22 protein-coding genes and 1 tRNA gene are annotated in these 24,945 nt (G+C 62.8%); 16 read left to right on the top strand and 7 right to left on the bottom strand.

The annotated features are described in order from the left end of the window. Nucleotides 1-92 precede the first annotated feature (92 nt). From ASE71_RS14080 to ASE71_RS14045, 8 genes are all read left to right on the top strand, one after another. On the top strand, nucleotides 93-1,337 hold the full coding sequence (locus tag ASE71_RS14080) for an MFS transporter (protein WP_060521347.1): 1,245 nt from the start codon (nucleotides 93-95) through the stop codon (nucleotides 1,335-1,337). A 63-nt stretch (nucleotides 1,338-1,400) separates the two neighbouring features. Beyond that, entirely contained in the window at nucleotides 1,401-2,879 is a 1,479-nt protein-coding gene (locus ASE71_RS14075; RefSeq protein ID WP_060521348.1) for an aldehyde dehydrogenase family protein, read from the top strand. A gap of 116 nt (nucleotides 2,880-2,995) precedes the next feature. Then, entirely contained in the window at nucleotides 2,996-3,916 is a 921-nt protein-coding gene (gene ppk2, locus ASE71_RS14070) for a polyphosphate kinase 2 (RefSeq protein ID WP_060521349.1), read from the top strand. 122 nt (nucleotides 3,917-4,038) lie between these two features. Beyond that, nucleotides 4,039-4,881, top strand: coding sequence for a MurR/RpiR family transcriptional regulator (locus ASE71_RS14065; RefSeq protein ID WP_034802348.1), 843 nt, complete (start codon nucleotides 4,039-4,041; stop codon nucleotides 4,879-4,881). A gap of 292 nt (nucleotides 4,882-5,173) precedes the next feature. Continuing rightward, nucleotides 5,174-6,637: an MFS transporter gene (locus ASE71_RS14060; protein ID WP_034802351.1), complete on the top strand. Its 1,464-nt coding sequence runs from the start codon at nucleotides 5,174-5,176 to the stop codon at nucleotides 6,635-6,637. Continuing rightward, nucleotides 6,634-7,293 carry an aspartate/glutamate racemase family protein gene (locus tag ASE71_RS14055; RefSeq protein ID WP_060521350.1) on the top strand — a complete coding sequence of 220 codons (660 nt, stop codon included), beginning with the start codon at nucleotides 6,634-6,636 and terminating at the stop codon, nucleotides 7,291-7,293. Before ASE71_RS14060 ends, ASE71_RS14055 begins: the two co-directional genes overlap by 4 nt. Nucleotides 7,294-7,425: 132 nt before the next feature. Beyond that, nucleotides 7,426-8,016: an ankyrin repeat domain-containing protein gene (locus ASE71_RS14050; protein ID WP_034802356.1), complete on the top strand. Its 591-nt coding sequence runs from the start codon at nucleotides 7,426-7,428 to the stop codon at nucleotides 8,014-8,016. Between the two features lie 22 nt (nucleotides 8,017-8,038). Then, nucleotides 8,039-8,542, top strand: a complete 504-nt coding sequence (locus tag ASE71_RS14045) for a YHS domain-containing (seleno)protein (RefSeq protein WP_051659626.1) — start codon at nucleotides 8,039-8,041, stop codon at nucleotides 8,540-8,542. 27 nt (nucleotides 8,543-8,569) lie between these two features. Here ASE71_RS14045 and ASE71_RS14040 read toward each other — a convergent pair whose 3' ends face one another. Beyond that, nucleotides 8,570-10,789 (bottom strand): adenylate/guanylate cyclase domain-containing protein, encoded by a 2,220-nt coding sequence (locus tag ASE71_RS14040; RefSeq protein ID WP_060521351.1) that lies wholly within the window; start codon nucleotides 10,787-10,789, stop codon nucleotides 8,570-8,572. 170 nt (nucleotides 10,790-10,959) lie between these two features. Between ASE71_RS14040 and ASE71_RS14035 the strand changes: the two genes are divergently transcribed. From ASE71_RS14035 to ASE71_RS14025, 3 genes are read left to right on the top strand one after another with little or no spacing between them, the layout of a single operon-like run. Then, nucleotides 10,960-12,378: a DUF1254 domain-containing protein gene (locus tag ASE71_RS14035; protein WP_060521352.1), complete on the top strand. Its 1,419-nt coding sequence runs from the start codon at nucleotides 10,960-10,962 to the stop codon at nucleotides 12,376-12,378. 17 nt (nucleotides 12,379-12,395) lie between these two features. Beyond that, the gene (locus ASE71_RS14030) at nucleotides 12,396-13,418 is read left to right on the top strand and encodes a DUF1254 domain-containing protein (RefSeq protein ID WP_060521564.1); all 1,023 of its coding nucleotides are present in this window, start codon (nucleotides 12,396-12,398) and stop codon (nucleotides 13,416-13,418) included. A gap of 34 nt (nucleotides 13,419-13,452) precedes the next feature. After that, nucleotides 13,453-14,280, top strand: coding sequence for an alpha/beta fold hydrolase (locus tag ASE71_RS14025; protein ID WP_060521353.1), 828 nt, complete (start codon nucleotides 13,453-13,455; stop codon nucleotides 14,278-14,280). A gap of 48 nt (nucleotides 14,281-14,328) precedes the next feature. Here the strand turns inward: ASE71_RS14025 and metH are convergent, their stop codons facing one another. The 4 genes from metH to ASE71_RS14005 all read right to left on the bottom strand — a co-directional run bounded on the left by metH (nucleotide 14,329) and on the right by ASE71_RS14005 (nucleotide 20,825). After that, nucleotides 14,329-18,099, bottom strand: coding sequence for a methionine synthase (metH, locus tag ASE71_RS14020; RefSeq protein ID WP_060521354.1), 3,771 nt, complete (start codon nucleotides 18,097-18,099; stop codon nucleotides 14,329-14,331). Between the two features lie 165 nt (nucleotides 18,100-18,264). Further along, complete coding sequence (locus ASE71_RS14015) at nucleotides 18,265-19,419, bottom strand: AGE family epimerase/isomerase (protein WP_060521355.1); 1,155 nt, start codon at nucleotides 19,417-19,419, stop codon at nucleotides 18,265-18,267. A 9-nt stretch (nucleotides 19,420-19,428) separates the two neighbouring features. Next, on the bottom strand, nucleotides 19,429-19,923 hold the full coding sequence (locus ASE71_RS14010) for a heme-degrading domain-containing protein (protein WP_060521356.1): 495 nt from the start codon (nucleotides 19,921-19,923) through the stop codon (nucleotides 19,429-19,431). 5 nt (nucleotides 19,924-19,928) lie between these two features. Further along, complete coding sequence (locus ASE71_RS14005; RefSeq protein ID WP_060521357.1) at nucleotides 19,929-20,825, bottom strand: ROK family protein; 897 nt, start codon at nucleotides 20,823-20,825, stop codon at nucleotides 19,929-19,931. A 253-nt stretch (nucleotides 20,826-21,078) separates the two neighbouring features. On the opposite strand from ASE71_RS14005, the gene ASE71_RS13995 reads away from it, so the two are divergent. Both ASE71_RS13995 and ASE71_RS13990 read left to right on the top strand, forming a co-directional pair. Continuing rightward, nucleotides 21,079-21,155 (top strand) — tRNA-Arg (locus ASE71_RS13995). A 54-nt stretch (nucleotides 21,156-21,209) separates the two neighbouring features. Beyond that, nucleotides 21,210-21,746, top strand: coding sequence for a GNAT family N-acetyltransferase (locus ASE71_RS13990; RefSeq protein ID WP_244496949.1), 537 nt, complete (start codon nucleotides 21,210-21,212; stop codon nucleotides 21,744-21,746). A 7-nt stretch (nucleotides 21,747-21,753) separates the two neighbouring features. On the opposite strand, the gene ASE71_RS13985 is transcribed toward ASE71_RS13990, so the two are convergent. After that, nucleotides 21,754-22,656: a LysR family transcriptional regulator gene (locus tag ASE71_RS13985; protein WP_034802377.1), complete on the bottom strand. Its 903-nt coding sequence runs from the start codon at nucleotides 22,654-22,656 to the stop codon at nucleotides 21,754-21,756. Nucleotides 22,657-22,768: 112 nt separating this feature from the next. Between ASE71_RS13985 and ASE71_RS13980 the strand changes: the two genes are divergently transcribed. The 3 genes from ASE71_RS13980 (at nucleotide 22,769) to ASE71_RS13970 (ending at nucleotide 24,493) form a co-directional block, all read left to right on the top strand. Continuing rightward, nucleotides 22,769-23,491, top strand: a complete 723-nt coding sequence (locus ASE71_RS13980; RefSeq protein ID WP_060521359.1) for an SDR family NAD(P)-dependent oxidoreductase — start codon at nucleotides 22,769-22,771, stop codon at nucleotides 23,489-23,491. Beyond that, entirely contained in the window at nucleotides 23,485-23,973 is a 489-nt protein-coding gene (locus ASE71_RS13975; protein WP_060521360.1) for a RidA family protein, read from the top strand. Before ASE71_RS13980 ends, ASE71_RS13975 begins: the two co-directional genes overlap by 7 nt. Before the next feature lie 250 nt (nucleotides 23,974-24,223). Then, entirely contained in the window at nucleotides 24,224-24,493 is a 270-nt protein-coding gene (locus ASE71_RS13970) for a hypothetical protein (RefSeq protein ID WP_060521361.1), read from the top strand. Nucleotides 24,494-24,498: 5 nt separating this feature from the next. Here ASE71_RS13970 and ASE71_RS13965 read toward each other — a convergent pair whose 3' ends face one another. Continuing rightward, on the bottom strand, nucleotides 24,499-24,867 hold the full coding sequence (locus ASE71_RS13965; RefSeq protein WP_060521362.1) for a VOC family protein: 369 nt from the start codon (nucleotides 24,865-24,867) through the stop codon (nucleotides 24,499-24,501). Between the last annotated feature and the right edge of the window lie 78 nt (nucleotides 24,868-24,945).

Genomic DNA, 24,945 nt, shown 5'->3' with positions numbered 1-24,945 from the left:
TCTTGCGCGGGCTTATCCTGTTCGCGTTCGATCTCATCAAACCTGCCCAATACAGCAGACCCGAGATCGATTGCGTCTCATCGGGCTCTCCTATGGACAATTCCAATCTTTGGGGCGATGCCGCCTTCCGGCGCATCAGCCTCGTCCTCACCGTCGATTCCTTCTGCTCCTGGATGCTCGTCGCCGCGTTGCCGCTCGTCGTTGCAAGCCGCTTCGGCGCCGGTGCGGAACTGGTCGGCAGTCTTGCCTTGCGTCTGCTGCCGAGCCTCCTGCTTGCACCGATCGTCGCCTCGCTCCTACGGCGCAGCGGCCCGCAGCTTCCGGTGCTGTGCTGCCTGTCGGTGACCGCCATCGCCATTCCCGGCCTTGCGTTCGCGCCGGACGCAATGACATTGCACATGATCGTCCTGGTCATCGGCGCTGCGGACGCGGTGATCACGCCGGGTCTGTTGATGCTGCGCGCCGCCGTCGTTCCAGCCGGCCGCAACATGGAGGCCAACACCGCCTTCCAGGCGATCGACCGCTTCGCCAAGATTTTCGGTCCGCCGGCGGCGGGTCTGGCAGCTGCCTCCACCTCGATCGTGACAACCCTTCTTGCGCTGGCCCTTGCCCAGATCGGGGCAACCCTTCTGCTGGTGCTTCAACCACGCGACAAGCCGGCGCAAGAGAACGCGGCACCCTCGCACGCATCGGGCTTCGGACGGGAACCCCTTGCGATGTTTCGCGAGAACCCCTTGCTCTGGGCTTTGCTGCTCCCGGCCTTCGGCTACATGGTCTCGCTCGGGGCACTGCAGCCGTTCCTGTTCTGGCTCAATCGTGACCAGTTTCATCTCGGCCCGGAGATGTGGACCTTGCTTCTGGCGGCACAGGGCGCCGGCGCCCTGATTGGTGCCGTCGTCTCGCACCGATTGGCGGGAGCATTGACCAGTACGCAGGCGCTGCTTCGCGCCTATCTCCTCTCAAGCCTGCTCGAAGGCCTTTCGACCGTCGCGCTGATTTTTGCCCCCAACTCCCTGGTGGCCAGCGGACTGCTGATCGTCGGCGGCATACCGGAGATGATCGCTTGCGCCACCTACTTTACACTTGTGCAACGCTGCCTGTCCCTGGAGCGCCAGGCAGTGTTTTACGCCGTGAGCTTGCCGCTCATGGATGCCTGCTTGATCGCCGGCATCGTCTCGGGAGCCTTCTATACCAGCGATCTCGTGACCCTCGGGCAGTTCTGGCTCTTTGCCAGCGCCTGCGCCGTGCTTTCGGTTCTGCCGTTCCTCGCGTGGCGCGGGTCGGCGACCGACCGTCAGAGCAGTGTCTCGCGGCAAAAAGATCAACGCCAGCCGTAACTTACGGCTGGCGTGTTTCACTTTGACTGGCCATACTCGCACCGGGCTATAAAGGGGTATTGCATGCAGGACCGGTTGTTCATCGATGGCAAATGGGAAAAACCGCGGCGCGGCGGCACGCTCGACGTGATCGATCCGGCGACGGAGGAGATCATCCATCGTGCGCCTGCGGCAACTTACGAAGACGTGGACAGGGCCGCAAAGGCGGCCCGCATCGCCTTCGACAGCGGCCCCTGGCCAAAACTTTCGGGCAGCGAGCGCGCCGCCTATCTGCGTGCAATCGCAGCCAAGATCGAGGAAAAGCGCCACTCGCTGGCCCGGCTCGAAGTCGCCGACAACGGCAAGCCGCTGCCGGAAGCATTGTGGGACATCGACGATGCCGCAGGCTGCTTCCGCTATTATGCCGGCCTCGCCGAGGAACTGGACACCAGCCCTGAGGAGGCGATCGCCGTCGGCGACAGCCGCTTCACGTCACGCGCTGTGCGCGAACCGCTGGGCGTCGTCGGCGCGATCACCCCGTGGAACTATCCGTTGCTGATGGTGTCGTGGAAGGTGGCTCCGGCGCTGGCCGCCGGCTGCACCATCGTGCTCAAACCGTCGGAGCTGACGCCACTGACAGCACTTGAGCTCGGCGTCATCGCCGAGGAAGTCGGGCTGCCGGCCGGCGTGCTCAACATCCTCACCGGCACCGGCCAGGACGCCGGCCAGCCGCTGACCGAGCATCCGCTGGTCGACAAGCTTGCCTTCACCGGCTCCGTCGTCACCGGCCGCAAGGTGATGATGGCCGGTGCCCAGGACATCAAGAATGTCAGCCTCGAACTCGGCGGCAAGTCGCCCTTCGTCGTCTTTGCCGACAGCGACATCGACAAGGCCGTCGAATGGATCATGTTCGGCATCTTCTGGAACCAGGGCCAGGTCTGCTCGGCGACCTCGCGCGTGCTCGTCGAGGAGACGATCTACGAGACCGTCGTCAAGCGCCTCTGCGAGGAGGCAGCAAAAATCACCATCGGCAACGGCCGCGACGACGGCACGTTGCTCGGGCCGATCGTCTCGAAGGGTCAGTACGACAAGATCATGGGCGCGATCGACCGCGCCCGCCAGGACGGCGCCACGGTGGCTGCCGGCGGCGGCCGCCCGGCCGGCCTCAACAGCGGCTACTTCATCGAACCGACGGTGCTGACCGATATGCGCGAAGACAGTTACGTCTGGCGCGAGGAGATCTTTGGTCCGGTCGTCTGCGTCAAGCCGTTTGGCGAAGAGGCCGACGCGATCCGCATGGCCAACGACAGCCGCTTCGGTCTTGCAGCCGCCGTCATGTCGGCCGACAGGGACCGCTGCGAGCGCATCGCCCGCGCTTTTCGCGCTGGCATCGTCTGGATCAACTGCTCGCAGCCGACCTTCACCGAAGCACCCTGGGGTGGCTACAAGCAATCGGGCATCGGCCGTGAGCTCGGCCGCTGGGGCCTTTCCAATTATCTGGAGACCAAGCAGATCACCAGTTTCGACGCCGACGAGCCCTGGGGCTGGTACATCAAGGGATAGCACCGATCGGGGCGTGGAGGTCAGCGTCAAATTCCCTTCATGCGGCTGTGAAATAAGCCGACTAACGATGGCATCACGCAAAGTTGTCGTCGAACACACGCAATCCGGAGGGTCAGATGAACAGGTCGAACGACGAGATCGAAACGCAGGACTGGCTGGAAGCGGAACTGGCCGACACGCTCGACGAGGACTACGAACTCGAGCTTTCCGAACCGGCGCTGTCGGAAGAGATCCGCAAGATCTACCGCAAGAACCACCCGCCTTCGATCCCGCGCATCGATTACTTCCGCTCGCTGCTGAAGTTGCAGTCGGAGCTGATCAAGCTTCAGGACTGGGTGGTCCATCACAAGGAAAAGGTGGTGGTGATCTTCGAGGGCCGCGATTCCGCTGGCAAGGGCGGCGTCATCAAGCGCATCACCCAGAGGCTCAATCCCCGCGTCGTGCGTGTGGTCGCGCTGCCGGCACCGTCCGACCGCGAAAAGACGCAATGGTATTTCCAGCGCTACGTGCCGCACCTGCCGGCCGGCGGCGAGATCGTGCTCTTCGACCGCTCCTGGTACAACCGCTCCGGCGTCGAGCGCGTCATGGGCTTCGCCACCGAGGACCAGGTCGAGCAGTTCTTCGACGACGTGCCGGAATTCGAGCGCATGCTGGTTCGCTCCGGCATCCGGCTGGTGAAGTACTGGTTCTCGATCACCGACGAGGAGCAGCAGATGCGCTTCCTGGTGCGCATTTACGACCCGTTGAAGCAGTGGAAGCTGTCGCCGATGGATCTGCAGTCGCGGGTGCGCTGGGAAGGTTACACCAAGGCCAAGGAGGAGACCTTCGCCCGAACCAACATCCCGGAAGCGCCCTGGCATATCGTCGAGGGCAACGACAAGAAGCGCGCCCGTCTGAACTGTATCGACCACCTGTTGAGGCAGATCCCCTACGAGGACGTGCCGCACGAGGAAATCTCCCTGCCGGAACGCGTCTTCAACCCGGACTACGAGCGCAAGGTTCTGCCGCCGGAACTCTACGTGCCCTCGAAATACTGACGCACGCGGGCAACTTCCCGCGTCTGCAGCCGTTGAAAGCGAGGCGGCATCCGCCCGCCTCGCTTGCAATATCCCCGCGAAAATCAGAGATTGCCGTGAAACGCCAGTTTCATGGACATCGCATGAGCCCGAAAGAACGTTCCTTCCTCACCCGTGTTCGCCAAGTGCTGCCCGAACTGCATCCGGCCGAGCGGCGGCTGGGCGACTTCCTCTGCGATTTTCCAGGCGAGGTCGCCAGCTACTCAGCCCAGGAACTGGCGGCGCTCGCACATGTGTCGAAGGCGACGGTCTCTCGCTTCATCCAGCGGCTCGGCTACGACAATTACGAAGAAGCGCGTCGGCATGCCCGCGCCGACAAGCAGACCGGTTCGCGCCTGTTCCTTGCAACCGCCACCGACAGCGGCGGCGAGCAGTCGCTCACGTCCCATGTGGCGCAGGGCGTGGCCAATATCGAAGCGACCTTTCTCGCCATTTCCGAAACCCAGGTGACGGCGGCGGCAACCGCCATCCTTGGCGCCCGCAAAGTCTGGGTCATCGGCTTTCGCGCCAGCCATTCCTTCGCCACCTATCTGCAATGGCAGATGACACAGGTGGTCGAGCACATCTCGGCCATTCCCGGCGGCGGCCAGACGCTCGGCGAACATCTGGTCAGCATCAACAACGACGACGTCGTCATCCTTTTCGGCCTGCGCCGGCGCGTCACGTTGATGGAACCGATCCTCGCGCAGCTCGAAAAATCGGGCGCAAGGCTGCTCTATATCACCGACGAAGGCGTTCCCTTCCTCAACCAGGCAGAATGGCATTTCCGCTGCCAGACGCTGGCGCCGGGGCCCCTGTTCAACCACGTCTCGGTGATGGCGCTCTGCCATCTGCTCACCACACGTTGCATCGAAATCGCCGGTCCCGCCGGCCGAAACCGCCTGCGCGGCATCGAGGCGATCAACGACGCGCTCGACGAATTGTGAGCGCCGATTGGGCATTTGCCTGAAACGGCAGAACATTTTTCGAGCACAAGAAATCTGAGTTTCAACCGCCCGTTAGAGTGCAATCTGTCGCCAAGCTTCTGACGGCAAACGAGAAACTGTCGTTTCCCACCGAGTGGCACGAAATCTGCATTCCATAACCTGGGTTGCGAGCGGCCAATTCCTTTCGCAGCGCGTCATAGAATCTCCTATGAAACTCAGATTTCATGATGTAGATTTCATGAAACTAAGTTTTCACATTTTCACGTTGTTAAGCCATAAAGGGGAACGAACCATGGCAGCGGAAAATATGGTACCGTCCGGCAGGTCATCGCCGGTCATCAGACAGTTGGAATCAGCCTTCACCAAGATCGGCGTCACCGGCGCCCACAAGCAAATTCTCGCCCTCGTGCTCATCGGCTGCCTGTTCGACAGCTTCGAACAGAACACCATCGGCGTCGCCGGCCCGATCCTGAAAGAACATTGGGGCCTTACCGGCACCGACATCGGTTTCCTCAACACCATCACCTTCGGCAGCGCGGCGATCGGCCGCCTGCTTTCAGGCATCCTCGGCGACCGCTACGGCCGACGCGTGATGCTGACCATCAACCTCCTGCTCTTCACCATTGGCTCGGCCGCCTGCGCCATGGCGCCGAACTTCGCCACGCTCTGCTTTGCCCGTGCCATCGTCGGCTTCGGCGTCGGCGGCGAAATCTCGACGGCCGTTACCATGCTGTCGGAATTCTGCTCGCCGAAATTCCGCGGCACGGCGGCCGGCCTCGTCAATGTCGGCGCCGGCGGCTTCGGCAACTTCCTGGCGCCCGCCTTCGGCCTGATGATCTTCACCCTCTTCCCGGGTGAAAACAGCTGGCGCTGGCTCTTCGCCGCCCTCGCGCTCCCGGCCCTGCTCGTCGTCTTCTACCGCCGCTTCGTGCCGGAGACCCCGCGCTTCCTGGCTTCGCAGGGCAAGATCGACGAAGCCAACAAGGTGCTCTCCATCCTTGCCTCCGGCTCGCTGCGCCCGCGCAATCTCAAGGTCCAGGAATATCTGACCAAGGATCACCTGAAGGACGAAGAGCCGGCCAAGAGCGACTGGAAGGAACTCTTCCGCGCGCCCTTCATCGGCCGCACGATCCCCGTCGCCATCGCCATCCTGATGAGCTACGGCGCCCAGCTTTCGGTGCTGACGCTGATGCCGATCATCTTCGTCTCCATGGGCTACACGCTGCAGGGCAGCCTGCTCTACAGCATGATCATCCAGAGCGGCAGCGTGCTTGGCGCCATCGCCGCCTCGATGTTCGGCTACTACTTCCCGCGCAAGAAGGTGCTGACGCTCGGCGCCGTGTTCGCCTGCCTCGCGGCGGTCTCGATCGCCTATCTCGGCACCAACATCTATCTGGTGCTGATGTTCGGCGCGATCTTCCAGTTCTTCGTGCTGCTGCTCAACACCTCGATCTGGATCTATGCGCCCGAACTCTTTCCGACCCGCATCCGCGCCTTCGGCGTGGCGCTGATCCTGGCAACCGGTTCGGCCGCGGGTTCCTTCGTCCCCACCATCGCCGGCGCCCTCTTCGACGTCTACGGCATGGTCGGTGTCTTCGGGCTTGCCGCCGGCATGTATGCGGTCTTTGCCTTCTGCATCCAGCTCGGCCCCGAAACCTACGGCATGTCGATGGAAGACCTCACCCAGCCTGCCGATGCCGACCTGGCAAAGGCTGACACTTCTGAAATCAAAGTCGGCGTGGAACTGAGAACGTGAGCGCACATATCCTTCTGATCAACCCGAACAGTTCGCGTGCCACGAGCGACATGATGGTCGCCATCGCACGCCGGGCGGCATCAGGACGCATGGCCGTGGCAGTCGCCACGGCCATGCGGAACCCGCCGATGATCGTCACGCCGGAGCAGCTGGACGCATCCGCTGCCGAGGTCGTCGAGATCGGCGAAAAGCATGAGGCCGGATGCCTCGGCATCGTCGTCAGCGCCTTCGGCGATCCCGGCCTTGCCGCGCTCAAGCACCGGCTCGATATCCCCGTCATCGGAATCTGTGAGGCCTCGATGATCGAGGCCTCACAGGGCGGCCGCAAATTCGGCGTCGCCACCACGACGCCGGAACTGATCCAGGCGATCGACGACCGCGCCCGCGATCTCGGCGTCTGGGAACAATATACCGGCATCCGTTGCACTTCGGGCGATCCACTGGCGCTTTCCGCCCACCCGGATCGGCTGCTTTCGGCTCTCGGCGATGCGGTCCGCCAATGCATCGAGCTCGACGGCGCCGAGGCCGTCATCATCGGCGGCGGCCCGCTCGGCCAGGCGGCCGACGAGCTCCAGCCGATGTTTTCGACGCCGATCATCGCCCCCATCCCGAGCGCCATCGGCCGCATGCTCGACCTGATGCAGGTCGCCGCCTGACAGGCATTCCTCATCGCAGACACCCAAAAGGAGTATGGATCGGGCGGCGCTAATGCCTGTTTCCGCCGGCCGCCCTGTGGTATTTTCGCCCTTCCTAATTGGCGAGACCGAAGCTGGGGCGGAGGTTACGCGATGAAATCTCTCTTTGCTTCGCTGGTCGCGGTGGCGTTCTTCGCCGCGGCGGCGAACGCGGGTCCTTTGCATGACGCGGCACGGGACGGCGACACGGAACGCGTCAAACAGTTGCTCGATCAGGGAACCGATATAACCGAGCCGGATGCGGCCGGTGAACCGGCGCTGTTGATTGCCGCTCTCAAGGGTCGCGCCGAGGTCGTCGCCCTTCTCATCGACCGCGGCAACGACATCGAGATCCGCAACAAGGGCGGTCTCACCGCGCTTCACGCCGCGGCCTATGGCGGCAATCTCGAAACCGTCAAACTACTCGTCGCCAAGGGCGCGGCGGTCAACGACGTCGCCAACTTCTACAAGATGTCGCCGCTGCATGCGGCGGCCGAAGAGGGCCACGCCGAAGTGGTCGCCTTCCTGCTTGCCAACAAGGCAGACATCGAAGCCAAGGAGCGCAATGGCTATACGCCGCTCACCCAGGCCGGCTGGCGGTCCTACTGGCCGGCCGCCGAACTTCTGTTGAAGGCCGGCGCCACCTGCCAGAAGGCCGAGCTTGTCGGCGAATGGCTCTACGGCGAATGCACGAAACGTCAATAGATCCGGAAACGGAGGAAACGGCATGTCTCGACACTCCATACGATTTATAATCGCGGCGACAGCGGCGTTCCTTGCGCCGGCCGTCCCGTCACTGGCAGAAGAGCCCGTGAACACCGGCTACTTTGGCGACGTGGCGATCAAGGGTTACGACCCGGTCGCCTATTTCACCGAGAACAAGGCTGTCGAAGGATCACCCGAATTCAGCTATCGCTGGCTCGGCGCCACCTGGCAGTTTGCCAGCGCCGAGCATCGTGACCAGTTCATCAAGGAGCCAACCCGCTATGCGCCGCAATATGGCGGCTACTGTGCCGATGGCGTCTCCTTCGGCACGGTCACGACCAACATCGATCCCAAGGCCTGGCGCATCATCAAGGACAAGCTCTATCTCAGCTACGATCCGGGCGCAGCCGACGGACTGGTGAAGAACCCGAACAAGGTGGTCGATTCGCGCAAGCACTGGTCCGAGGTCGAGCAGACGTTGCTCACCGAGAAGGCGAACATCAACTGGACGCAGCCCCGGCCCTGAAGGCCGGCGGCTCGGCGATGACAACCGTCACTTCTCGATCGAGAAGAACTTCAGCGACTGCGGCGTGACATTGATGTAGTCCGCCATGCGCTCGCCCTTTGCCGTATTGCGGTAGACATAGCCGCAGACCATGCGGTCGAGAAAATAGCCGTCATATTTTTCGCAGAGCTGGTTGCCCTTCACTTCAATCCGACCGGTGATGTTGGTGTTGCTGGTGCGATAGGCGGTGTTGCCGTCCTTGTCGAAGAACTGCGCAAAGCCCGTGCCGTTCTTGTGCACGCCGACCCAGGTCTTGTCGGTGGTCAGTTGTTTCAGCTCGGCCGGGCCGAGCCGGTCGCTGGCGGCGCCGACGAAGCCGAAGGGCCATTCCGGAATACCGGCGACGCGAAGGCCGAAGAGGTGGCGATAGAGATCCTCTTCGCGCCAGTAGTCGTAGAGATAGCCGTAGTAGCTCAGGTTCGTGTCCGGGAAGAGCTTCAACAGCTCGGCCGCTTCGGCGGCCGCACTCTGCTGGTCGCCGCGCTGGGCATAGGCCGACGCCAGATACTCCCGCACCGCCTCCGCCTTTGGCAAGGATGCGCCGGCCGCTTCGATCAGGGGGATCGCCTTCTCAAGATGACGCGTCGTGTAATAGACGATGCCCGAAAGCAGCTGCAGGCTCGAAGATGGCGACGGATCAAGCCTCAGCGCCCGCTCGATATCGTCGAGCGCCTGCTCGTGTTCACCGGTCTGGGCCAGTATCAGCGCCAGATTGGCGAGCGCCTCGGCATCCCCCGGCTGCGCCGAGACGGCTCGAAGCGCCGATTCCTTTGCCTCAAGGGGACGGCCGTCCACCAGCTGCAGCAGCGCCAGCACGGTATGGGCGCGGGCGTTGTTGGCGTCGAGCTTCAGGGCCTGTCCCGCCGCATCATAGGCGATCTTGCGCGCCACGGCCGCGGACCAGAGATAGTTGTAGTCGTTGCGCCAGACGTCGACGGCGACCCGGGCGATACCGGCATGCGCATCGGCGAATTTCGGATCGAGATCGATCGCCCGCTGATAATAGGAAAGCGTCTGGCGATAGGTGTCGACGTCGCGCCAGATCAAGCCCTGCTGCTCGGCGCGCATGTAGTTGTCGTAGGCCTCGAGATTGTCCGTCGGAATGCGCGCCAGCTGGTCGCGTTCGCCCTCGCTGAGCTTGACCTCGAGCGCTGCGATGATCTTGCCGATCACGTCGTCCTGAACCGCAAAGAGGTCGGCGTATTGCCGATCGTAACGCTCGGCCCAGAGCGAAAGACCGCTCATCGCATCGATCAGCTTGACGTTGATGCGCAACCGCTGGTCCGCCCGCTGCAGCGTGCCCTCCAGCACATAGTGTACGCCAAGTTCGGCGGCCACGTCCTGGATCTTGTCGGTACTGCCCTTCAGCGCGAACACCGAATGGCGCGCGATGACAAAGAGGCCGGACACTTTCGAGAGTTCTGTGATGAGATCGTCCGTCAGCCCCTCGGCCAAATGGTCGTGATCGCTGTCGCCGCTGACATTGATGAAGGGCAGCACGGCAACCGAAGGCTGGTCCGGCAGCGGATAGGCGAAACGCTGCGCCATCCCCTCCTGCCCGATCCACGTCCACGGCTGCCACCAGGCGACCGCAGTCGACAGCGCAATCGCGACGAGACCAACGACCGACCCCTTCACCCAGGCCGCATTGCGTCGAGGCTTCTCGACAACCGTCCTGCCGGCGGCCCCCGGATCGAGGAGGACCCGGTAAACCCGGATCGGCTCGGCAAGTCCCTTGACCGTCTGTTGACCCAGGGACGCAAATCCGACTTTCAACTTGGAGCTGACCTGGTCGTAAGCCGTGCCGGAGATCGCAATACCACCCGGCTCGGCAAGTCCCTGGACCCGATCGGCGATGTTGACGCCGTCGCCATGGATGTCGTCACCCTCGACGATGATGTCGCCAAGATTGATGCCGATGCGGAAGTCCAGCCTCTCGCCATTTGGCGCCTTGTCGGCTTCCGCCTCCGCCTTGCGCCGCTGGATCTCGACTGCGCATTGGGTCGCGTCGACAACGCTGCGGAATTCGACGAGCAGGCCATCGCCCATCGTCTTCACCAGACGCCCGTGATGCTCGCGGAAAAGCGGCTCGAGAATATCGCCGAGATCCGACTGGAATCGCAAGCGCGTCCCTTCCTCGTCCAGCCGGCTCAAGCGGCTGTAACCGACGACATCCGCGATCAGGACGGCTGCGAGACGGCGCTCCATCGACGGGCTCTCAACGTGCGATGTACTCCAGCGGCAATGGTACCGCAGCTTGGCGGGCGGCGCCATCGGCACGCATGGATGAGACGCGTCGACCAGGCCGTAACCGTTACGTACTTGCAGGACCTCGCTGAAGTGCCACGATTACAGGCGATCATCCGAAGGAAGCTGCCATGCTCAAACGACGGTCTCTGCTGGTGCTCGGCGCTCTTGCCACGGCACTTCCCGCACTCAAGTTGACGAGCGCGAGGGCTGCCGATGCAGGCCTCTCTGCGGACGAGGCGCGCGCCATTGCCAAGGACGCCTATATCTACGGTTTCCCGCTGGTCGACAGCTACAGGGTGCAGCATTCCTATTTCGTCGATCACGGCAATCCCGAGTTCAAGAGCGGCTGGAATACGCTCAACAATACCGCGCGGGTCTATACGCCTGACGACAAGGCGATCCAGACGCCAAATTCCGATACGCCCTACTCCTTCCTGGGCGCGGACCTGCGCGCCGAGCCGCTGGTCCTGACCGTGCCGGCGGTCGAGAGGGAGCGCTACTACTCGCTCCAGTTCGTCGACATGTACACGTTCAATTTCGCCTATGTCGGAAGTCGCGCCACCGGCAACGAGGCTGGCACCTTCCTGCTGGCGGGACCGGGCTGGAAGGGTGAAACCCCGCCCGGGATCAAGGCGGTGATCCGGTCGGAAACGGAATTCGCTTTCGTGCTTTACCGCACGCAGATGTTTGATCCCGCCGACATCGAGAACGTCAAGAAGATCCAGGCGGGCTACAGGGTCGAGCTGCTGTCGAGCTTCCTTGGTCAGCCGGCTCCGGCACCGGCCGCGGCCGTCGATTTTATCACCCCGTTGAGCGCGGCTGACGAAAAGACCTCGCCTGACTTCTACAGGGTCCTGAATTTTATCCTGCATTACTGCCCGACGCACCCGTCCGAAACGGCGCTGATGCAGCGTTTCGCCGATCTGAACATCGGTGCGGGCAAGACGTTCGACATCACGGCTTTCTCGCCGGAGATCCAGAAGGCGATCACTGACGGCATGGCGGACGCCTGGGCGGCGTTCAAGGAACACAAGGAAACCGAAATCGACACCGGCAAGGCTTCGAGTGCCGACGCGTTCGGCACGCGGGAGTTCCTGAAGAACGACTATATGCAGCGCATGTCCGGCGCGGTTCTCGGTATCTACGGCAACTCGAAGGACGAAGCTCTCTATCCCGCCTATTTCGTCGATGACCAGAAGAAGCCGCTGACCGGGTCGGGCCACTACACCTTGCGCTTCGAACCCGAGCAACTGCCGCCGGTCAACGCCTTCTGGTCGCTGACCCTCTACGAACTGCCGTCGAGCCTGCTCTACGCCAATCCGCTTAACCGCTATCTCATCAACTCGCCGATGCTACCGAACCTGCAAAAGGACGCCGATGGCGGCGTGACGCTCTACGTCCAGCACGAGAGCCCTGGGCCTGACAAGGAAGCAAACTGGCTGCCGGCGCCGAGCGGCCCGTTCTTCACCGCCATGCGGCTCTACTGGCCAAAGCCGGACGCATTGGACGGAAAATGGAAAGCGCCGCCGATGCGGCGCGCCAACTGATCAACGAGGATTTGAATATGAAACACTATCGTTCGTTCCTCATTGCCAGTGCACTGGCGATGGCTGCCGCAACCCAGGCAAGCGCCGCCGACCCCGTAACCGTCGGTGTCGACAACTTCGTTCGTGCCGAGAGCGACATGTACCTCGCCTCCATGGTCAAGGACGGCGCCTTCGGCAAATTCGTGCATCGGCGCGAACCGGCTTCGATCGACAATCAGACCGTCATTCGCCTCAACCGCGATACGCTCTATTCATCGGCCGTGTTCGATCTCGACGCGGGCCCGGTTACGGTCACCATGCCGGACGCGGGAAAACGCTTCATGTCGCTGCAGGTGGTCAATGAGGACCACTATGTGCCGGAGGTCGTCTACGGCGCCGGAGAGGTGACGTTGACCAAGGAAAAGGTCGGCACGCGCTACGCCGTTGTCGGCGTCCGCACCCTGGTCGATCCGACCGACCAGAAGGATATCGCCGAAGTCCACGCCCTGCAGGATGCGATCAAGGTGACCCAGGAGAAGGAAGGCACGTTCGAAATCCCGGCCTGGGACCCGGCCAGCCAGAAGAAGGTGCGCGAAGCCCTGCTTGCGCTCGGCGCCACCATGCCGGACTTCAAGAAGGCCTTCGGCACCAAGGCCGACGTCGACCCGATCCGCCATCTGATCGGCACCGCGACCGGCTGGGGCGGCAACCCCGACAAGGACGCGTCCTATCTCAACGTCACGCCCGCCAAGAACGACGGCAAGACCATCTACAAGCTCGACGTCAAGGACGTACCGGTCGATGCCTTCTGGTCGGTCAGCGTCTACGACGCGCAAGGCTTCTACGAAAAGAACGCCTACAATGCCTACGCGATCAACAATATCACCGCCAAGAAGGGCGACGATGGCAGCGTCTCGATCCAGTTCGGCGGCTGCGACGGCAAGATCGCCAACTGCCTGCCCGTGGTCGACGGCTGGAACTATACGGTGCGGCTCTACCGGCCGCGCAAGGAAATCCTCGACGGAACCTGGCACTTTCCCGAGCCGCAGCCGGTAAACTAGGCGTGCCGCGAATTTGGCAGCGGAGGCCGCATGCATGGAACACAGCGATGACAACCTTGCGGCCTTCGCCGAGCATGGCGCAACGCCCCTGCCCGCAGCAACGGGTGAAGGCCGTGTCGAGCGTGACGGCGCACGAATCTGGTATGCGACCTATGGATCGGGCGAACCGGTTATCCTCTTGCACGGCGGCCTTGGCCACAGCGGCAACTGGGGCTTTCAAGTCCCGGCCCTGCTCGACACTGGCCACCGCGTCATCCTGATCGACAGCCGCGGCCATGGCCGCAGCACCCGCGACCGAAAGCCCTACACCTACGAACTGATGGCGGCGGACGTGCTTGCGGTGATGGACAGGCTGGATATTCAGAAGGCCGCCTTTGCCGGCTGGAGCGATGGCGCCTGCATCGCGCTTATCCTCGCCTCACAGACGCCGGAACGCGTCAGCGGCGTCTTCTTCTTCGCCTGCAACATGGACCCGAGCGGAACGAAGGACATCGAGCCGAGCCCGGTGCTCGACCGTTGCTTCAGCCGTCATGCCGAAGACTACCGCGCGCTGTCGGCGACGCCCGACGATTTCAGCACCTTCGTCGACGCCGTCAGCGAAATGCAGAGAACCGAGCCGAACTACACGGCGGAAGATCTCGGCAAGATCCGCGTGCCGGTCGTGATCGTCCAAAGCGAAAACGACGAGTTCATCAAACACGAGCATGCTGACCATCTCGCCCGCAGCATTCCCGGCGCCGCGTTCATCCTTCTCGATGGCGTCAGCCACTTCGCCCCGCTGCAGCGGCCCGACCGCTTCAATGCCGCGCTCACGGCTTTCCTTGTCGCACTCGAAGACGAGCCCAAAGGCGACGCGCAATGACGGCATTGACGAGCCCTTGTCGGCTCGTCATCTCGCCCTCAGGCGACGCTACTCGGCCGCTTCGGTCTCAGGCATCGGCACGTAGTTGAGGATCGGCGACAGCCAGCGCTCGACCTCGCGCACCGGCATGCGTTTACGTGTCGCATAGTCCTCGACCTGGTCGCGCTCGACCTTGGCGACACCGAAGTAATAGGCTTCGGGATGGCCGATATAGAGGCCGGAAACCGACGAACCCGGCCACATCGCATAGCTCTCGGTGAGGCTGACGCCGATCGTTGCTTCTGCGTCAAGCAGCCGGAAGAGCGTTGCCTTTTCCGTGTGATCGGGCTGGGCCGGATAACCCGGCGCCGGGCGGATGCCGGCATAGGGCTCCCCAATCAGCTCCACGGGCGTAAACGTCTCGTCCGCCGCATAACCCCAGAGTTCGGTGCGCACATATTCATGCATGCGCTCGGCAAAGGCCTCGGCGAAACGATCGGCCAGCGCCTTGACCATAATCGAGGAGTAATCGTCGTTGGCGCGCTCGAAGCGCTCGGCGATCGCCACTTCCTCGATGCCGGCTGTGACAACGAAACCGCCGACATAGTCGTTGGAGCCGCTATCAACAGGCGCGACGAAGTCGGAAAGGGCCACGTTCGCACGGCCATCGCGCTTGCTGAGTTGCTGGCGCAGCGTGAAGAAGGTCGCAAGTTCAGCGGCCCGATCCTCTCCGGTAAAGAGCCGGATATCGTCGCCGACCGTGCCTGCCGGCCAGAAGCCGACAACCGCCTTCGGCGCAAACCACTTCTCCTCGATGATCTTTTTCAGCATCGCCTGCGCGTCGTCGAACAACTGGCGGGCAGCCGCACCTTGCGCCTCGTCGTCGAGGATCTTCGGATAGACGCCCTTCAGCTCCCAGGTCTGGAAGAACGGCGTCCAGTCGATGTAGCGGGCAAGCTCCGCCAGATCCCAGCTTTCGAACACGCGCGTGCCGAGGAACGAGGGCGTCTTGGCCTGATAATTCGACCAGTCAACCCGATGCTGATTGGCACGTGCCTGCGACAGGGGCAGCCGGCGCTTTTCCGCCTCGTTGCGCGCATGCGCGTCGGCGACCTTGCGATACTCCGCCCGAACCGTCTCCATGTAATTGTCGCGCGCTTCGGGCGAGAGCAAGCTCGATACGACGCCGACGGCGCGGCTGGCATCGGTCACGTAGACCGTCTGGCCGCGATCGTAGCGCGGATTGATCTTGACGGCGGTGTGCACGCGGCTGGTGGTCGCGCCGCCGATCAGCAGCGGTACGTCGAAGCCTTCGCGCTCAAGTTCCGAGGCGACATGCACCATTTCATCCAGTGAGGGCGTGATCAGGCCAGAGAGACCGATGATGTCGACCTTCTGCTCGCGCGCCACTTCGAGGATCTTCGCCGAGGGCACCATGACGCCGAGATCGATGATCTCGTAATTGTTGCAGGCCAACACGACGCCGACGATGTTCTTGCCGATGTCGTGCACGTCGCCCTTGACCGTCGCCATCAGGATCTTGCCGGCGCTTTCGCGCGCCTCGCCGCCATTGGCGAGCTTTTCTGCCTCCATGTGCGGCAAGAGCACGGCGACCGCCTGCTTCATAACGCGTGCGGATTTGACCACCTGCGGCAGGAACATCTTGCCGGAACCGAAGAGGTCGCCGACGACGTTCATGCCGGCCATCAGCGGGCCCTCGATGACATGCAGCGGCCGCGCTGCCTCAAGCCGAGCCTCCTCGGTATCAGCCTCGATGTATTCGGTGATGCCGTTGACCAGCGCATGTTCGAGACGCTTTGCCACCGACCATTCGCGCCAGGAAAGATCCTTCTCGCGGCCCTGCGAGCCGCCCTGTCCGCGATAGCGCTCAGCGATCTCCAGCATGCGCTCGGTCGAATCGGCGCGGCGGTTGAGCACCACGTCCTCGCAGGCCTCGCGCAGATCGGCATCGATGGCGTCATAGACGGCGAGCTGGCCGGCGTTGACGATGCCCATGTCCATGCCCGCCTGGATGGCGTGGTAGAGGAACACCGCGTGCATTGCCTCGCGCACCGGCTCGTTGCCGCGGAACGAGAAGGAGAGGTTGGAGACGCCGCCCGACACATGCACGTGCGGCAGGGTCTTGATGATTTCGCGCGTCGCCTCGATGAAGTCGACACCGTAGTTGTTGTGTTCCTCGATGCCCGTCGCCACGGCGAAGATGTTCGGATCGAAGATTATGTCTTCGGGCGGGAAGCCCGCCTGTTCCGTCAGGAGCTTGTAGGCGCGTGTGCAGATCTCGACCTTGCGCGCCTGGGTGTCGGCCTGGCCGACCTCGTCGAAGGCCATGATGACGACGGCTGCACCGTAGGCGCGGCAAAGCCTGGCATGGTGCAGGAACGCCTCTTCGCCTTCCTTCATCGAGATGGAATTGACCAGCGGCTTGCCCTGAACGCATTTCAGGCCCGCCTCGATCACTTCCCACTTCGACGAATCGATCATCACGGGAACGCGGGCGATATCGGGCTCGGAGGCGACGAGGTTCAAGAACTCGATCATCGCCTGCTTCGAATCGATCAGGCCCTCGTCCATGTTGATGTCGATGATCTGGGCGCCGTTCGCCACCTGGTCGCGCGCGACGTCGAGAGCGGCCGAATAATCGCCGGCAGTGATCAGCTTGCGGAACTTCGCCGAGCCGGTGACGTTGGTGCGCTCGCCGACGTTGACGAAGGGAATGTCGGAGGTGAGCGTGAAGGGCTCCAGCCCGGAGAGCCGCATCAGCGGCTCGACCTTGGGGATCTCGCGCGGCGGATGCTTGGCAACGGCCTTGGCGATCGCGCTGATATGGGCCGGCGTCGAGCCGCAGCAGCCGCCGACAATGTTGAGCAGCCCGTCGCGCGCAAAGGCTTCCACCTGGGCGGCCATCTGCTCCGGCGTTTCGTCATACTGGCCGAACTCGTTCGGCAGGCCGGCATTGGGATAGGCACAGACGAAGGTATCGGCAACGCTTGAAAGTTCGTCGATATGGGCGCGCATCGCATTGGCGCCGAGCGCGCAGTTGAGCCCGATGGTGAAAGGCTCGGCATGGCGCACCGAGTGCCAGAAGGCGGTCGGCGTCTGGCCGGACAGGGTGCGGCCCGAGAGGTCGGTGATCGTGCCGGAGATCATGACCGGCAGGTCGATACCCTTCTCCGCAAAGACTTCCTTGGTCGCGAAGATCGCCGCCTTGGCGTTCAGGGTGTCGAAGATCGTCTCGATCAGAATGATGTCGGCGTCGCCGTCGATCAGACCGCGGATCTGTTCGGCATAGGCGACGCGCAAATCGTCGAAGGTGACGGCGCGATAACCGGGATTGTTGACGTCGGGCGAAATCGACGCCGTGCGGTTCGTCGGCCCGAGCGCGCCGGCGACGAAACGGCGGCGACCGTCTGCGGCTTCGGCCCGCTTGGCCGCGCGCCGAGCCACTCGGGCACCATCGCGGTTGAGATCATAGACCATGTCTTCCATGCCGTAATCGGCCTGGGCGATGCGGGTCGAAGAGAACGTGTTGGTTTCAAGGATATCCGCGCCGGCGATGGCATAGGCGTAATGGATGTCCTCGATCGCCTTCGGCTGGGTCAGCGTCAGAAGGTCGTTGTTGCCCTGTTGATGACAGGCGCAGCCGCCGAATCGGTCGCCGCGGAAATGCTGCTCGACAAAGCCGAGCTGCTGGATCTCCGTGCCCATCGCGCCATCCATGATCAGGATGCGTTCGCGCGCAGCCTGGGCCAGCGCCCGCTTGATCTCGGAGCCATCCGGCTTGGAGGAAACATCGCCGAAAAGGGCGTCGATGGCGGACATGGGAAATCTCCCGTTCTGAAAACGACAAACACTAAGGCAAGTCAATCACATAAAGATATCTTTATGTCAACATATGCAGCAATCACATTTACCCCTCGGAGCAAAGAAAATGGCCCGCCGCAATCGCGACGGGCCATAACGAAAGCGATACTCTGGATCGGCAAATCAGATCCGGGCTAGGCAGTCCTCGGTTTCATAAATGGCGCAGAGGATATGGTAGAAGCTGCTCGCCGGCGCCGGCTCCTCGACGAAGGCGCCGTCGGCCTTCTGCTTGTCGCGCCAAAGGCCCGTAACCGGCGTCGCCAGAAACGTCTGGAGGGCCGCCGCTGCTCGCGCGGCCGAAGCAAGATAACGCTCGCGCTCGGCACCATTGGTGAGTGCGGCAAAGCGGACGGCCGCCTTCAGCCACTCGGTCTGCGGCCAAAGCCGCGCGATCGGATCGGCCACCGACAGATCGTCGAGAAGCGTCATGATCGCGACGTTGCGGTTCGCGCAGATGCCGTGGGCCTCACCGATATCGAACAGCCGCCGCGCCTTGACGATCGCCTCGGCGCTGCCGCGGCGCTCCGCCCAGCGCAAAAGCAGCCACGCCCATTCGAACAGATGTCCGGGCTCGACGATCCGGCCCTTTTCGCCTGCCATCGGCGCCCATTCGTGATCGAAGAATTCGCGCAGCACACCGCTCTCGGCATCGATGAAATAATCCATCGCCAGATGCGCAATTTCGTCGGCGAGGTTCGCCCAGCCAACCCGATCGAAGCCCTCGACCGTCTCGCTCGCCAGGCACGCCTCAAAAAGATGCATATGCGGATTGGAGCAGAGCGGCAGGCGCGAGGGATTGCCTTCCTCGAAGCCGGCGACCGGATGCTTGACATGCGCCTCGATCCGCGAGCGAAGGTCATTGCTGCGCTCGATCATCTCGGCCTTGCGGGCCGGCACGACCTCGCCCAGATAGGCGAAGGCAAGCAGCGCGAAGGCCTGGTTGTAGAGGTCAAAGGACGGATCGAGCAGATTGCCGTCGGCATCGGCGAGCGCGCCGTAAAAGCCGCTCGGCTGCTTGAAAATGCGATCGAAATAGGCAAGCCCGCCTTCGGCGGCACCGCGCCAATCACCGGACCAGCCGCGCCGCCCGGCCTCGGCGAAACAGTAGACCTGCCGCGGCTGAACGCGTGCACGCCGGTTGGCGCGGGTCGGCTCGCCTGCCATATCGATCGTCTCGACGAAGCCGCCTGAATGATCGACACCCTTGTCGCGCCAGAGCGGCAGGGCCTTGTCTGCCAGCCAATCCGACAGCACGCGTGATTGCGAAATTATATCCAATGCCAATTCTCAGTCCTCGAGCTTCAAGGCGCCATGATCCTTGCCGAGCAGGGCCGAGAGCGCTTCGACCACCATGTTGTGGTCCTCGCGTTGCGGCAGGCCGGATACGGTGACGGCACCGATACAGCCGGTACCTTTGACGACGATCGGGAAGCTGCCACCGTGCGCTGCATAATCCGCATCGGCAAGGCCGAGCTTGGCCTGCAGATTGGTCTGCGCCTTGGCCAGCTCGCGGCCGGTGGCATAGCTGCTCTTGAACAGGCGGAACACGGTGTTGCGCTTGCGGCGCACCCAGTTCGGATTATCCGGCGTCGCCCCGTCGAGCGCGGCATAGAACACCTGCATAGAGAAGAGCGTGATGTCGATGACGACGCCAAGCTTGCGCTCGTCCGCCATCTTGCGCAGCAGTGAGCCAAGCTCCCACGCCGCATCGAGATCGAAGCGCTCGAACTGCAATTCCTGTTCCTGCCGCGCGATGCGGGCGAGGTCCTTGTCGATATTCATGGGGGTCATTCCTTCCAGAGCCAGGCCGCACCGCGCACGCCGGAACTGTCGCCGTGCAGGGCCTTGCGAATGGGCGTTTCGAACGTGTCGCCGAAGAGGTAGTTGACGACCCGCGGCGGCACGTCCTGGTAGATCTCGTCGACATTCGACATGCCGCCGCCAAGCACGTAGACATCCGGGTCGATGATGTTGGTGAGCAGTGCCAGGCTGCGCGCCAGCCGGTCGACGAAGCGCTCATAGACGCCCGTTGCAACCGGATCGCTCGCCCGCTTCGCCTCGATGATGTCGCGCCCACGCATTTCGACGCCGGTCGTCAGGCGATAGTCGAGCTCGACACCCGTGCCGCAGGCATACATGTCGAGGCAACCGTGCTTGCCGCACCAGCATTTGTGGCCAGGATATTCGTCCTGCGTCATCCAGGGCAGCGGATAATGGCCGATCTCGGCGGCAACGCCCTGGTAGCCGGCGTGCACCTTCTTGTCGATCGCAAGGCCGCCGCCATGGCCAGTGCCGACGATAACGCCGAAGACCACATGCTCATTCTTGCCGGCGCCATCGACCGCCTCCGAGACCGCCAGGCAATTGGCGTCGTTGGCAAGCCGGACCGGGCGGCCAAGCGCCGTTTCGAGGTCACGCCCAAGGGGCTTGCCATTGATCAGCACCGCATTGGAATTGCGCACGATTCCGGTGCGCGGATTGGGACTGCCGGGAATGCCGATGCCGATCGAGCCCTGTTCGCCCGCCGTCTGCTCGGCGGCAGCAACGAGATCGAGAACGGCGCGGATGCAATCGTCATAGCCGCTGGTCGGGGTCGAGACGCGATGACGGGCGCGTGTTTCGCCATCGCGGCCAAGCGCGATGACTTCCATTTTCGTGCCGCCCCAATCTATTCCGATGAACATATGTGGATCAGGTCTCTGATGAAGGACTCAATGGGGAGCGCCAGCTTCCTCGGGCCGGCGCTTGCTTTGCTTAGCATTCGGAGGACATGGAAGACCAGCCCCCCGTTTCACCCTCGTTTTCAAGCCTGCCGGTCCGCGTCGGCACACCACCCGGACGAGACGACCCAAGCTCGCCGCCACCTGCATTTCCTCGGGCACTAACGCAAAAACACTTGGCGAAGAGCCCTTGCTTTTGTATGGGTGCTATTCAAGTGGTCCCGTAGCTCAGCAGGATAGAGCACCAGATTCCTAATCTGGGGGTCCCGCGTTCGAATCGCGGCGGGATCACCATTCTCCAAGACCCCTCTTAATCGAATTGGACGCGGCGCACGCCGTGCTGACGCCGTGGATAACAGCAAAGCAACCCCCTCCGGAGAAAACACGGTTCATCTGCTCGTGACCTATATGGAAATGCTCGAACGTCCGGCGGGCGATGCGTTTCCGGCACCGATCGCGCAAGCGGTGGTCGCGTCCGAACGTCCGGATGCCGCTGCGTTTCTTTCGCTCTATCGCGCCGTCGGCGAACCGTTGCGCTGGGATCAGCGGCTGCGCATGCCGACGGCCGATCTCGACGACTTTCTCAGAAGCGCCTCCACGATCCTCTACATCCTCCGGCTGGATGGCCGCGCAGTCGGGCTCTGTGAATTCGACCGCGCCGATACCGAGGATGTCGAGCTCACCCATTTCGGCCTGATCCCGGATGTTTACGGCCAAAGGCTGGGGCCATTTCTGCTCGATAGCGCGCTGCGCGCCGTCTGGGACCGAGGTGCAAACCGGATCTGGCTACATACGGACGAATGGGATCACCCGAAGGCGCAGGCTACCTATCGCCGCGCCGGCTTCAGCGCCTTTGCGCAGAAGCTCGAGGAGATCGTGCCCTAACGCACGCTCACCGAAGCGGCTGCCACGCCGGGCCGCGCCAGGCTTTGAGTTCCTGCAGAAACACCTGCAGCCTCGATGGCAGGAAGCGCCGCGTCGGATAGACCGCATGCACAAAGACATCCGGCGCGGACCATCCCGGAAGCACGCGCAGAAGCTTGCCGCTCGCAAGCAGGCTGTCGCAGAAGATCGGCGGGAGCCGGCCGATGCCGTGGCCGCGCTCGGTCATGGCACTCGCCGACTGGATATCGTGGACCGACACCGCCCCGGTCACACGCAGGCTGGCCGCTTCGCCACCCTTGACCAGATGCCATTCGGCCTCGTTGCCCCGGGCATTGACCAGGACACAGCGGTGGCCACTCAGGTCTTCGGGTCGCGATGGGGTGCCATGTTTGTCGAGATAGCCGGGTGCGGCCACCAGGAAATGGGTGCTTCGACCCAAACGCTGCGCGACAAGCGACGAATCGCGCAAGTCTCCGAACCGCACTGCGACGTCGATGTTTTCGGCAACGAGGTCCATGAACATGTTGGTGACGAGCAGATCGACCTCGATCTCGGGATACGTCTTCAGAAATGCGGACAGGAAATCAAAGAAGGGCGGCTGCCCGAGGGTCATGGGAACGGTGACCCGCAGCAACCCCTCCGGTCTTCTCTGTGCCTCGCTCAGCACCCGCTCCGCGTCGCGAAGCTGCTTCAGCGGTTCGCCGCATTCCGCATAATAGGCGCGCCCCTGCGCCGTGAGACTGAGCTTGCGCGTCGTGCGCTGGATGAGCGTGACGCCCAGTTGCTCCTCGAGCGCCGTGACCTTGCGGCTGACGGTGGAGACCGGCATCCCGAGCGAACGTGCCGCCCGGCTGAAACTCTCGAATTGGGCAACGGCCGCAAAGACCGCGATATCGTTCAGATCGACCATGGGAAGATTTTTGCATCGCTGGAAAAGTAATTCCAGATATTTCCGCCTAATCGCACAATCTGGCAGCAGCCATATTGATCTGACCGAAACCGTCCATCCACGGAGAGATCAGATGACAAACAAAGTCGCCATCATCACCGGTGCATCCCAGGGCATCGGCGCGGGCCTCACAAACGCTTTTCTGGCAGAGGGCTACAGCGTCGTCGCAACCTCGCGCAATGTCAGCCAATCGCGCGAAATCACCGAATCGGACCGGCTGGCCCGGGTCGACGGCGATATCGCCGATCCGGAGACGGCGAAACGCGTGGTCGAAACCGCGATCGCCCGGTTCGGCTCGATCGACGCGCTCGTCAACAATGCCGGCATCTTCTTCACCAAGCCCTTCGTCGACTACACCGCCGAAGACTACCGGCAGCTGAGCGCCACCAACATCGAGGGATTCCTCCACACGACCCAGCTTGTGATCAAGCAGATGCTTTCGCAGAAAAGAGGCGGCAGCATCGTCAGCATCACGACACCCCTTGCCGACCGACCGATTGCAGGCATGAACGCTTCGGTCGCCATGCTGACCAAGGGCGGCATCAACGCGATCTCGAAGAACATCGCCATGGAATACGCAAGGGACGGAATCCGCATCAACGTCGTGGCCCCCGGTGTCGTCGACACGCCGCTCCACAAGGACAACCCGCGGGATTTCCTGAACACGCTCTCGCCGATGCACAGCATTTCCAGCGTGGCCGAGATCGCGGATGCCGTCCTGTTCCTGACCAGGGCGCCACGCATAACCGGGGAGGTGCTGAACGTGGACGGCGGCGCGCATCTGGGCAAATGGTAGACCGGAAACCCGCGCCTGCCGCAGGCGCAGAACAGCGGCTCACGGAACTCGGGATCGTTCTGCCTTCTCCGCCGACGCCCTTCGGCAATTATGTCGAGGGCGTGCGGATCGGCAAGCTGCTCTATTTGAGCGGCATGCTGCCGGTGATCGACCGCAAGCCGCATTTCGTCGGCCGGCTTGGAGCCGAGCTTGAGGTCGACGAGGGGCGCCGCGCAGCCGAAATCGCGACGATGAGCGCGCTTTCGGCAATCAAGGCGGAACTCGGTTCGCTCGACCGGGTCACGGCCGTCGCCAAGCTCGGGATTTACATCGCGACCGTTGGCGACTTCCGCGATCATCCGACGGTCGCAGACGGCCCGTCCGACCTGCTCGCCAAGGTCTTCGGTCCTGAAATGCTGTCCGGCCGCATTGTCCTCGGCGTCGCCAGCCTGCCGCTCGGGCTGCCGGTCGAAGTCGAACTTCTGGTCGAAGTGGCGGATTGAAATGATCGTGGTCGGCATTCCAAACCGCCGGCCCATCAGGAAAAAGCGGCTTCGTCATTTGCCTGTCACGAACAGCGGCTAGACACTGGGCATACCTTCTTGATGACCACGGATGAACTGGCATCGGCGAAGGTGATGAGGAAGGTCGGGTTTGCCCCGGCCTTTTTTGTTTGTCAGCCTCGGCTGCCATTCTACATGCTTGACAGTAGCCGCTGCCTGTCCGAGTTTGCTCGCATGACGGGAGGAAACCATGGGTAAGCTTCTGCAGATCATCGGCATCGTCATTGTCGTGGCCGCCATCGTTGTCGGCTTAGCCATGCTGGTAGGCGATCCAGCGACAGCGTATTTGCGCGCACTGTCTATTCTCCCCTGGACTTGGAGCGCGATCCTTACCGGCATTCTTCTGGCTGCCTTCGGATCGATGCTGCGGCAACTGAGCGCGATCCGGGCTGCCACGGAAAGGCAGGCCACCCTGTTTCAAGCAATTCTCGATCGCAGGGCGCCAACGACCGCGCAATAAAGCCCTCAACCGTCGGGCCGGCACACGCGCAGCCGATGGCCATCCGGGTCAAGCGCGACGAAGGTGCGGCCGAAGACCGCCGTCTTCAGCTCCTGCTCGATCGTGATCCCTTTGCTGCGCCATTCCGCATAAAGGCGCTCGACCTCGGCATCGTCCTTCACCATGAAGGCGACTTCAGAGCGGTGACCGCTTCCCGACGAAACGAAATCCCGTGCACCGGTGGACCAGAGACTGAACGTCAGCCCGTTTTCGAGTTGGAAGGCGACATAGGTCGGGAAGGATGCAACGGGTTCGCGTCCAAGCAGGCCGGTATAGAAGGCAGCGCTTCCGGTTGGGTCTTCGACATAGAGCAGGATGAGGTTCGGTGACAGCATCGTCGGGTCTCCTTTTCGATGCCCGGACCCTAGGCACTGCCGCTGTCAGATCCTGTCAGCATCAACCGGACAGCCAAA

This window comes from Ensifer sp. Root954 (assembly GCF_001429005.1).
Classification (GTDB): Bacteria; Pseudomonadota; Alphaproteobacteria; order Rhizobiales; family Rhizobiaceae; genus Ensifer; species Ensifer adhaerens.
This window is presented reverse-complemented; position numbering and strand designations above follow the sequence as displayed.

What these genes read in the sequence shown, in the direction of transcription:
- ASE71_RS14060 (WP_034802351.1), top strand. Translation starts at nt 5,174, where the DNA reads ATGGCAGCGGAAAATATGGTACCGTCCGGCAGGTCATCGCCGGTCATC.
- ASE71_RS14030 (WP_060521564.1), top strand. Translation starts at nt 12,396, where the DNA reads ATGAAACACTATCGTTCGTTCCTCATTGCCAGTGCACTGGCGATGGCT.
- ppk2 (WP_060521349.1), top strand. Translation starts at nt 2,996, where the DNA reads ATGAACAGGTCGAACGACGAGATCGAAACGCAGGACTGGCTGGAAGCG.
- ASE71_RS14040 (WP_060521351.1), bottom strand. Translation starts at nt 10,789, where the DNA reads ATGGAGCGCCGTCTCGCAGCCGTCCTGATCGCGGATGTCGTCGGTTAC.
- ASE71_RS13970 (WP_060521361.1), top strand. Translation starts at nt 24,224, where the DNA reads ATGGGTAAGCTTCTGCAGATCATCGGCATCGTCATTGTCGTGGCCGCC.
- ASE71_RS14010 (WP_060521356.1), bottom strand. Translation starts at nt 19,923, where the DNA reads ATGAATATCGACAAGGACCTCGCCCGCATCGCGCGGCAGGAACAGGAA.
- ASE71_RS14075 (WP_060521348.1), top strand. Translation starts at nt 1,401, where the DNA reads ATGCAGGACCGGTTGTTCATCGATGGCAAATGGGAAAAACCGCGGCGC.
- ASE71_RS14045 (WP_051659626.1), top strand. Translation starts at nt 8,039, where the DNA reads ATGTCTCGACACTCCATACGATTTATAATCGCGGCGACAGCGGCGTTC.
- ASE71_RS13980 (WP_060521359.1), top strand. Translation starts at nt 22,769, where the DNA reads ATGACAAACAAAGTCGCCATCATCACCGGTGCATCCCAGGGCATCGGC.
- ASE71_RS14065 (WP_034802348.1), top strand. Translation starts at nt 4,039, where the DNA reads ATGAGCCCGAAAGAACGTTCCTTCCTCACCCGTGTTCGCCAAGTGCTG.
- ASE71_RS13965 (WP_060521362.1), bottom strand. Translation starts at nt 24,867, where the DNA reads ATGCTGTCACCGAACCTCATCCTGCTCTATGTCGAAGACCCAACCGGA.
- ASE71_RS13975 (WP_060521360.1), top strand. Translation starts at nt 23,485, where the DNA reads ATGGTAGACCGGAAACCCGCGCCTGCCGCAGGCGCAGAACAGCGGCTC.
- ASE71_RS14080 (WP_060521347.1), top strand. Translation starts at nt 93, where the DNA reads ATGGACAATTCCAATCTTTGGGGCGATGCCGCCTTCCGGCGCATCAGC.
- ASE71_RS14050 (WP_034802356.1), top strand. Translation starts at nt 7,426, where the DNA reads ATGAAATCTCTCTTTGCTTCGCTGGTCGCGGTGGCGTTCTTCGCCGCG.
- ASE71_RS13985 (WP_034802377.1), bottom strand. Translation starts at nt 22,656, where the DNA reads ATGGTCGATCTGAACGATATCGCGGTCTTTGCGGCCGTTGCCCAATTC.
- metH (WP_060521354.1), bottom strand. Translation starts at nt 18,099, where the DNA reads ATGTCCGCCATCGACGCCCTTTTCGGCGATGTTTCCTCCAAGCCGGAT.
- ASE71_RS14025 (WP_060521353.1), top strand. Translation starts at nt 13,453, where the DNA reads ATGGAACACAGCGATGACAACCTTGCGGCCTTCGCCGAGCATGGCGCA.
- ASE71_RS14005 (WP_060521357.1), bottom strand. Translation starts at nt 20,825, where the DNA reads ATGTTCATCGGAATAGATTGGGGCGGCACGAAAATGGAAGTCATCGCG.
- ASE71_RS14035 (WP_060521352.1), top strand. Translation starts at nt 10,960, where the DNA reads ATGCTCAAACGACGGTCTCTGCTGGTGCTCGGCGCTCTTGCCACGGCA.